Source organism: Halorubrum kocurii JCM 14978, assembly GCF_000337355.1.
Lineage (GTDB): Archaea > Halobacteriota > Halobacteria > Halobacteriales > Haloferacaceae > Halorubrum > Halorubrum kocurii.
This window is the reverse complement of sequence record NZ_AOJH01000020.1, coordinates 1-7,587: the sequence shown is the minus strand read 5'-3', so window position 1 is coordinate 7,587 and position 7,587 is coordinate 1. Positions and strand designations below refer to the sequence as shown.

6 protein-coding genes and 1 pseudogene are annotated in these 7,587 nt (G+C 70.6%); 2 read left to right on the top strand and 5 right to left on the bottom strand.

The window, feature by feature from the left end; all coding sequences use genetic code 11:
• Positions 1–1,023, top strand: a 1,023-nt coding sequence (locus C468_RS02300) for an L-lactate permease (RefSeq protein ID WP_008847263.1), incomplete at its 5' end; no start/stop codon positions are given.
• A gap of 888 nt (positions 1,024–1,911) precedes the next feature.
• Here the strand turns inward: C468_RS02300 and pheT are convergent.
• Complete coding sequence (pheT, locus tag C468_RS02295) at positions 1,912–3,648, bottom strand: phenylalanine--tRNA ligase subunit beta (RefSeq protein ID WP_008847262.1); 1,737 nt, start codon at positions 3,646–3,648, stop codon at positions 1,912–1,914.
• A complete protein-coding gene (gene pheS / locus C468_RS02290; protein WP_008847261.1) occupies positions 3,648–5,156 on the bottom strand; it encodes a phenylalanine--tRNA ligase subunit alpha in 1,509 nt (502 codons plus the stop codon). Before pheS ends, pheT begins: the two co-directional genes overlap by 1 nt.
• Positions 5,157–5,448: 292 nt before the next feature.
• Between pheS and C468_RS02285 the strand changes: the two genes are divergently transcribed.
• The gene (locus tag C468_RS02285) at positions 5,449–5,754 is read left to right on the top strand and encodes a HalOD1 output domain-containing protein (protein ID WP_049911915.1); all 306 of its coding nucleotides are present in this window, start codon (positions 5,449–5,451) and stop codon (positions 5,752–5,754) included.
• Between the two features lie 23 nt (positions 5,755–5,777).
• Here C468_RS02285 and C468_RS02280 read toward each other — a convergent pair whose 3' ends face one another.
• The 3 genes and pseudogenes from C468_RS02280 to C468_RS02270 form a co-directional block, all read right to left on the bottom strand.
• Entirely contained in the window at positions 5,778–6,485 is a 708-nt protein-coding gene (locus C468_RS02280; protein WP_008847259.1) for a peptidase, read from the bottom strand.
• Between the two features lie 76 nt (positions 6,486–6,561).
• Positions 6,562–7,212 carry a MinD/ParA family ATP-binding protein gene (locus C468_RS02275; RefSeq protein WP_008847258.1) on the bottom strand — a complete coding sequence of 217 codons (651 nt, stop codon included), beginning with the start codon at positions 7,210–7,212 and terminating at the stop codon, positions 6,562–6,564.
• Positions 7,209–7,587 (bottom strand): annotated as a pseudogene (locus C468_RS02270) (hypothetical protein); the annotation flags it as partial. The pseudogene C468_RS02270 and the gene C468_RS02275, both read right to left, overlap by 4 nt.

Here is a 7,587-nt window from a genome sequence, read left to right as displayed (position 1 = left end):
GTTCGTAGCACCCTCCCCATCGCGCCGTTCGCGCTCCTGCTCGGCGCCATCACCGGCGGGACGCAACTGGTGATCGCGTGGTTCATCGGCCCGGCGCTCCCCGACATCGCCGCCGGGTTCGTGGTGCTCGCGGTCGGCCTCGTACTCGCGAACAACGACATCCTCGTCCCGAGCCGCGAGTGGGACTTCCCCGACGAGTCGACGTGGACCGACACGTGGCTCGGCGGCCTCGACCTCGACGAGGTCGCCCGGGACCAGCCGAAAAAGGAGATGTCCGTGCTGTTGGCGTGGACGCCGTACCTGCTCGTCGCGCTCGCGCTCCTCGTCACGCGGTGGCCCGACCTCGCCGTCGCCGGCACCGACGTGCTCGCGTGGATCCAGAGCTTCTCCGTCAGCATCGACTCGATCCTCGGGACGGAGCTCGAGTACACGCTCCGGTACCTCTATCTCCCGGGGACGATGCCGTTCATCCCGATCGCGATTCTCACCGGTCTCATCCACAAGATGGACACCGGCGAGATGGGGGCGGCGTGGCGGCGCTCGATCGAGCAGGTCGCGCCCGCCGCGCTCACGCTCATCATCGCCGTGTCGATGACGCAGGTGATGATCCAGTCGCAGACGAACACGGCCGGCCTCCTCGGCATGATGGAGGCACTCAGCCGCGCGCTCGCGTTAGGCGCCGGCGGCCTGCTCCCCATGGTCTCCCCGTGGGTGGGCGCCATCGGCTCCTTCATGACCGGGAGCAACACCTCCTCGAACATCCTCTTCAGCGTGCTCCAGTACAACGCCGCCGAGACGGTCGAGCTCTCCCGGACGATCGTCGTCAGCCTGCAGAACGTCGGCGGCGGCCTCGGGAACATGGTCTCGGTGTTGAACGTCGCCGCCATCTGCGGCGTCGTCGGGATCACCGGGCGCGAGGGCGACCTGCTGCGGAAGGCCATCGTCCCGATGGCGCTGTTCGCGCTGTTCGCCGGCGTGTTCGGAATGCTGTTGACGTACGTGCTGGTCCCCGGCCTGTTCTGATCGCCGGGGCGGTTTTCCGATTTTTCGGCGGGGCGGACCACTTGACTGCAGATACAGCTCGACGCTCTTGCGATCAGTGCGGAAACCGCGGTGGTTAATACCGGAGTGGTACGGATCGGTGCTGGCAAGACGATATTTAAATGGCACTGAGTGACGGCGACGATCCCTTATACTTGGACAAAGCGGTCGGCGCGCGCCTGCGAGCGGCCGCCGCTGGCGGCCGCGAGTCAGCGCGTGCGAGGGAGTCGGGCGGCTGGAGCGAAGCGAAGGCCGCCCGACGAGGCTGGGGAGGCGTGAGGCGCGGTTGCTGGGCTGGGCGGGACTCAAAGGGGCAGTCGCGCTCGGCGAACCCCAGCGACTTGACATCCTCTCCGCCCTGAAGGGCGAAGATTCCCACGGCACCGTACCGCTGGTTTGGGATGGTTACGGTTTGTAGCGGCCTCGAAAGNGGGCGGGACTCAAAGGGGCAGTCGCGAGGGCGAAGCACGGCGACGGAAGCACCACAGGAACGAGCGTAGCGAGTGACGAGGAGCGCACCGAGCCGCGCGAGTCCTCGCGGCTGGGGCTTTGGCGGCGTTCGCCGTCGATCTGCGATCAACAAGGTATAAGCGAGCGGCTGGGGCTTTGGAGGCCTTCACCGCAGAAGCGTCGATCACCGATAAACAGTCGCCAGGAACATCACTCGATCGCTTATAAACAACCGTTTCACCAATTCGCGATACTCACTCCCGACGTCGCGCACAGCGGTTCCGGGAGCGATCGCACGCGCGCCGAGGCGTCTCGCCCGGTCGTGACTCACCCGATCGTGACTCACCCGATCGTGAGGCGTGAGGTGTGAGGCGTGAGGTGTGAGGCGGGTGTCGGGGACGAAAACCGACCGAGTCCGCGTCAGCGCAGCGCGTCGAGGTGGAACTCGAAGGCCGCGACGGGCACCTCGAGGTCGTGCTCGACGAGCACGGCGGGGTGGACCTCGCCGATCACGCCGACCTCGTCGCCGTCGATCACGACCGCGGCGGTCCGGCCGTCGATGAAGGAGGGGTGTTCCGTGCGGGGGGTCTCGAGCTCCGCGCCGAAGTCGTCGCACACCGCCTGCAGCCGGCCCTTCGCGACCTCGTAGGAGGCGTCGCGCCGGGCGACCGCACCGGCGACGTGGCGGCGCTCGGCGACGCTCGTGTTCTCCGCGTCGTCGCGCTCGGCCGCGAAGCCGACCTCCGCGACGTCCTGCGGGTACGCGTTGTGGGTGTTCCGCTCGAGCAGCATCAACAGCGACGGGGTCGCCCACGTGCGGAGCTGGGTGTACTCCTCGCTGTACGGCTCCGTGATCTCGACGGGGTCGCCGCCGCCGAAGGCGTCGCTTCCGGCCGCCAGGTCCATCCGGTCGTAGTTCTCGGTCCCGCTCGTCATGTGGAAGTTGAGCAGGTCCTCAAACCCGAGCCCGACGAGGCTCGTCCGGACCGCGTCCTCCAGCCGCGAGCGCTCGTGGCGGCCGCCGACCGTCCCGACGTCGGGGTAGCGCGGCTCCAGGTTGTCGAAGCCGTACGCCCGCCCCACGTCGTCGACGAGGTCGAGGGGGTGGAGCACGTCGACGCGGTACGGCGGAATCTCAACCTCGTAGGTCACGTCCTCGTCGAGGGTGTACGAGGCGTCGAGGCCGGCGCGCTCGAAGCAGTCGACGACCTCCTCGGGCTCGAAGTCGACGCCGAGCAGCGTCTCGATCCGGTCGTGGCCGACCGACTTCTCGTCGACGTCGAGGTCCGGGCGGACCAGCTCCGCGCCGTACTCGGTCGGGTGGACCGCACCGTCGGCGTAGTTCACCTCGACCGCCTCGATCGTCGCGCCGCGGGCAGAGAGCGCGTAGCAGATGATGTTGCACATCCGGTCGATCGTCCACTGGTCGGTGCCGGTGAGCTCGACGAACAGCTCGCGGGAGCCCGTCGTCACCTCGGTCCGCTTCCCGTTGATGACCGGCGGGAACGAGAAGAGGCCGAGCTCGTCGTAGATCGCGGGGTAGCGGTCGAGGCCGTCGACGAGGTCGGCGTAGGTCTGCCCGGTGGCGTGCTCTTCGAGCACCTCGGTCGGCGTCAGCTCGTCGTTCGCGTCCAGCGGGACGAACGACACCCCGTCGGGGTCGACGCCGCGGTAGGTGATCGACGGCTCCGCGCCCTCCTGCAGCGGGGCGCCCTTGACCATCGCGAGGTCGTGGATGCCGATGGCGCCCTTCGCGCGGCCGCGCCCCATCGTCGCGTGCAGCTTCTCCTGGAGCTGGATCAGCGAGTCGAGCGCGCCCTCGTCGAGGTCGAGACCCCGAATGACGGCGCCGGTGACGTACGGGCGCTCGTCGGGGACCGACTCGTCGACCTCGATGGTCCACTCGGGGTCGTTCGTCTCGGGGACGTAGACGCCGCGGTCGTCGCCGTAGTGGTAACGCAGCGAGCGCGCGACGCCCTCGACCGAGAGCCGGTCGAGCCGGTCGGGCGCGAACTCGAACTGGAGGAGCCCGTCGTCGGTCTCGCCTTCGAACTCCAGGCCGAGGCCGAACAGGTCTTCCTTGAACTCCTCGTCGCTCGTGTCCGTGCGGCCGGTGAGCCCGCGCAGCTCGTCGGTGTCGATGTCGACGACGGGCATCAGTAGCTCACCTCCGCGTCCCGCAGGAACTCGATGTCGGCCAGGGTCCCGTGGAGGTCGCGGATGTCCTCCGCGCCGGTGGTGAGCATGGCGAGCCGTTCGAGGGCGAGCCCCCACGCCATCACGTCGCAGTCGACGCCGAGCGGGCCGGTGACCTCCTCGCGGAAGACGCCGGAGTTCCCGATCTCGATCTCCTCACCCGTCTCCGGGTGTTCCCCGAACAGCTCGAAGGAGGGCTCCGTGTACGGGTTGTAGTGGGGCTTGAACCGGATGTCGGTGATCCCGAACTGCCGGTAGAACTCCTCGAAGGTGCCCATCAGGTCGCGCACCGAGAGGTCCTCGGCCATCACCCACCCCTCGATCTGGAAGAACTCGAGGAGATGCGTCGGGTCCAGCGTGTCGTTGCGGTACACCTTCTCGACGGAGAAGTACCGCTGGGGCGGCTCCAGCTCCGCGCCCGCGATGCCGGAGAGGTACCGCATCGACAGCGAGGTGGTGTGACCGCGAAGGGCGACCTCGCGGGCGAACTCCTCGGACCACGGCGAGTGGTAGCCGTCGCCGTCCTCGCCCCAGCCGTCGCGGTGGGCCGACTCGACGCGGCGAATCAGCTCGTCCGGGATCTCTTCCATCGGGTCCACGTCGAGCGCGAACCGGTCCCAGTGGGTCCGCGCCGGGTGGTCCTGCGGCATGAACAGGCAGTCGTTGATCCAGAAGTCGCTGTCGGCGTGCGGGCCCTCCATCTCGGAAAAGCCCATGCCGACCAGCACGTCCTTCACGCGGTCCGCGGTTCGACGGAGGACGTGTTTGCGACCGCCGGAGACCGCGGGCGCGTCGGCCTCGACGTTGTACTCGGAGAACTCCACGTCTCGCCACTCGCCGCTGGCGAGCAGCTCCGGGGTGACTTGCGCGACCGTCTCCGTCGCCTCCACGCCCATCATCAGCGCGTCGACGCCCTCGTCGGTGAGGGTCACCGACCGGGTCACCGACTCGCCGCGGTCGACGAGCCCGCGGGAGTCGAGCTGCTCGATAACCGCGTCGTCGACGTCGGGGGCCTCGCCGTCGGCGAGCGCGGCGAGCGCGGCAGCCTCGGGGTCGGCGTCGGGGCCGGCGTCGGAGTCGACCGTCAGCTCGCCCGCGTCGATCGACCCGTAGCCCTTGCGCGCGAAGTTCGAGAGCGCGATGTCGACCTCGGGACCGTCGAGGTCGGCCTCGCCGATGACTCGCCCCATCGAGACCGCTGACTCGTCGGCGCCGAGCGCGAGCCCGGCGCGGTAGAGCCGCGTCTCGGGGAGGTCGCCGTCGACGTACCGCCGACCCTCGTCGGTAAGGTCGAGGGTTTCGGCGGCCGTCTCGGCGACGGAGAGAAGCCCCTCGTCGCGGAGGTCGAAGGCGGCACCGGTGACCGTCTCCGGCTTGAGTCCGGTCGCCGCCGCGAGCTCGTCTATCGTCCGTTCGTCCGTCGCGCTCGCCGCCTCGAGGACCGCGAGCTGTCGTTCCGGGAGTCGCATTCGAGTTGTGTCTATAGGCGTCTGGCTGGTTGGTAACGGTTCCGGCACGTCGCCGCCGATCCGCGCGGTTTCACTGTCCGGCCGCGGGAGGGATTCCGCCGCGCGGGGATCACGGAAAAACGAACCCGAACGCGTCGCCGTCGGCTCCCGCCGCGATGCCCGCTTTGGCGCGTTCGAGTGCCATGGTACGGGGTGACGATGGACCGGGCATAGCCGTTTCGCTCGGCGCCAGAATTTCAACCGCGATAAATACGGGGAGACGTTTATATACGCGTTCGACGCCTGGACGGGTATGAGCAGCGTAATGCCGGATTCGCGGGGTCACGGATCGGTCTCAGAGACGGTCCGCGTGGAACACGGGAGCGACGGTCCGTCACCGAGCCGGGCCGTCATCGAGGCCGTCGCCGACGCCGCCAGCGTCGACCCGGTCGACCTCGCCGACGAGGCGGGGATCGTCCTCTACGATCACGTCGACTTGGACGCGCTGGACGCACTCGTTTCCGGAACCGCCGAGGCCGCCGTCGACGTCTCACTCTCCGTCGCCGACTACGACGTCAGCGTCGACGCGACGGCGGTCGTCGTCGAGCCGACCCGCTAACGGAAGCCTCCGTGTGCGGCGTCTCACGACGCCTCCGACGCTTCTCGCTCCCGCAGCGCTGCGATCCGATCGCCGAGCGGCGGCTGGACCTCGAACCACGTCGACCAGTCGCCGGTCGCCGGCTCCACCCCGCGGACCGCCGCGACGCGCTCGAACGCGTCGGCGACGCGGCCCGCGCCGACCGTGTCTGCGGCGCGGTCGTCCGCCGCGTACTGCACCCGCCGCCCGACCCAGAACGCCGCGAGGCCGACGGCGGCGAGCGACGCGAACCCCGCGTCGAACGCCACGGTCGCGGTGACGATCGCCGCCAGCACGCCGAGCACCGCCGCGATCGCCACCGCTCGGAACTCGCCGTAGTACGTCTCGACGCGGCCGGCCTCGGCCGCGAGCAGGCCGATCGCGACGTCGTCGTCGACGTCTTCGAGCACGGCTTCCGAGAGGAACAGCACGCGCCGTCCGGGCGGGCCGCGGACCGAGACCTCGACGCGGCCGACGCCCTCGCGACCGGAATCCCCTTCGGCTTCGCCGCCGGGCTCGTCCGCGCCGCGCCGTTCGATCGCGACGCGGTTCACGTCGAGCCCGGCCGTCTCGCGGAGGTAGTCGAGGCGGCCGCGCTCGCTGTCGGTCGGCTCCCGGAGGTCGCGGAACCGGTCGGCCGCGTAGAGGGGGCCGATCTCGACGGCAAGGAACGACAGGACGGCGACGCCGACGAGGAACGCGACCGTGAGCATCGTCCGCGGGTCCGTCCCGGAGCGGTAAAAAGCCGCGACTTCGCGGTCGGTCGAGGGGAGACGCGTTCAGCGGTCGTTATCGAGGGACTCGCCGAGCGAGGTCGCGGACCGCCGCCGCCGCGGCGCTGTCCGGCGCCGCGTCGACTATCGGCCGCTCCTCGGCGACCGACCGCCCGACGCGGGGGTCTGCGGGAACGACCGACGCGGGCGCGCCCAACGCGTCGGCGATCGCGTCGGTGGGCGGCGCCTCGGTGACGCGGTTGACGGCGCAGCCGACGAGCCCGGCGTCGAGCTCGCGGGCGAGCTCCCGCGTCCGGATCGCGTCGGCCAGCGCGAACGCCCGCGGCGAGACGACGAGCAGGCAGGCGTCCGCGACCGCCAGCGGCACCCCGGCGTCCGCACGTCGCCCCGCCGGACAGTCGAGGACGACGGCGCCGCGCTCCCGCTCGACCGCCGCCACTGCGGCTTCGAGCCGCCGGAGGTCGGCCGCCCGCGCGCCGGCGAGCGTCCGGCCGCAGGGGACGATATCGACCGGGCCGGCACGCAGCGTCTCGATCGGGTCCGCCTCGCCGGCGAGCACGTCGTGGAGGTCCGGACCGCGGCCGGCGGGCAGGTCGGCCATCCCGAGGTCGGCGTCGACGACGACCGCGTCGAGCGCGGCCGCGACGTTGTACGCGAGCGTCGTCTTTCCGACGCCGCCCTTGCCGCCGGCGACCGCGAGGATCACGCGAGCCGCTCCAGCGCCTCGACGGGCGCGTCGGTCGACTCCGCGCGCGACGCGAGCGCCGACGCACGGTCGCTCAGTTCGCGGAGCCGCTCCGCGTCCGCGGCGACGCGGTCGGCGAGCGCGGAGAGCTCTTCGACGCTGTCGGCCTCCGCGACCGCCGCCGTCGCCGTTTCCAGGTCGGCGTCGGTCAGCCGCTCCGCTCGGTCGATCCGTCCATCGACCGCGTCCAGCCGCGCTTCGACCGCGTCGGACCACTCGCACGGTTCGCCATCCGACGACGCGGGACCGTCCGGGTCGCTTCCGGGCCCGTCCGTCTCGGTCGCCGCGTCAGCGGCGTCCGCCCCGCCGGTGACCGCCTCCCTCGGGGGACGGTGG

What these genes read in the sequence shown, in the direction of transcription:
- C468_RS02280 (WP_008847259.1), bottom strand. Translation starts at nt 6,485, where the DNA reads ATGCTCACGGTCGCGTTCCTCGTCGGCGTCGCCGTCCTGTCGTTCCTT.
- C468_RS02285 (WP_049911915.1), top strand. Translation starts at nt 5,449, where the DNA reads ATGAGCAGCGTAATGCCGGATTCGCGGGGTCACGGATCGGTCTCAGAG.
- pheT (WP_008847262.1), bottom strand. Translation starts at nt 3,648, where the DNA reads ATGCCCGTCGTCGACATCGACACCGACGAGCTGCGCGGGCTCACCGGC.
- pheS (WP_008847261.1), bottom strand. Translation starts at nt 5,156, where the DNA reads ATGCGACTCCCGGAACGACAGCTCGCGGTCCTCGAGGCGGCGAGCGCG.